The 412-nt window shown below is 84.0% G+C and carries 1 protein-coding gene; it reads right to left on the bottom strand.

The window, feature by feature from the left end; translation table 11 throughout:
- Positions 1-225, bottom strand: a 225-nt coding sequence (locus A4V12_RS39925; RefSeq protein ID WP_159028856.1) for an NAD(P)-binding protein, incomplete at its 3' end; no start/stop codon positions are given.
- Between the last annotated feature and the right edge of the window lie 187 nt (positions 226-412).

Below are 412 nucleotides of genomic sequence, written 5' to 3'. Positions count from 1 at the left end.
GGCCCCCGGGGGGCCGCGCCGCCCAAGCAGGGCCCGGGGGGGGCCCGGGTGGGGGGGGGGGGGGGGGCCTTCGTGGGGGGGGTCGGGGCCGGGGGGGGGGGGGCCCGCCCCGCCGAGGCCGCGGTGCGCCTCGTGGAGGGTGACGGAAGCGCCGGCTTCGGCGGCGGTGATGGCTGCGGTGAGGCCGGCGAAGCCGCCGCCGATGATGGTGATGGGGGTGGGCATGGTGTCTCTCCCGAAGGTTGTGTGGCCGTTCCTCGGGGATGACGGGTGGGGCGGTGCGATGTGTGACATCGGGCCGGATGCGGGCCCTCGGCGGGGGGGGGGGCGGGGGCGGGGCGGGGGGGGGGGGGGGGGGGGGGGGGGCGGGGGGGGGGGGGGGGGGGGCGTGGCGGGGGGGGGGCCCGGGGGG

The sequence above is a fragment of the Streptomyces noursei genome, from assembly GCF_001646665.1.
GTDB lineage: Bacteria > Actinomycetota > Actinomycetes > Streptomycetales > Streptomycetaceae > Streptomyces > Streptomyces lavendulocolor.
Note: the sequence above shows the minus strand (reverse complement) of the source record. Positions and strands in the feature narration are given on the sequence as shown.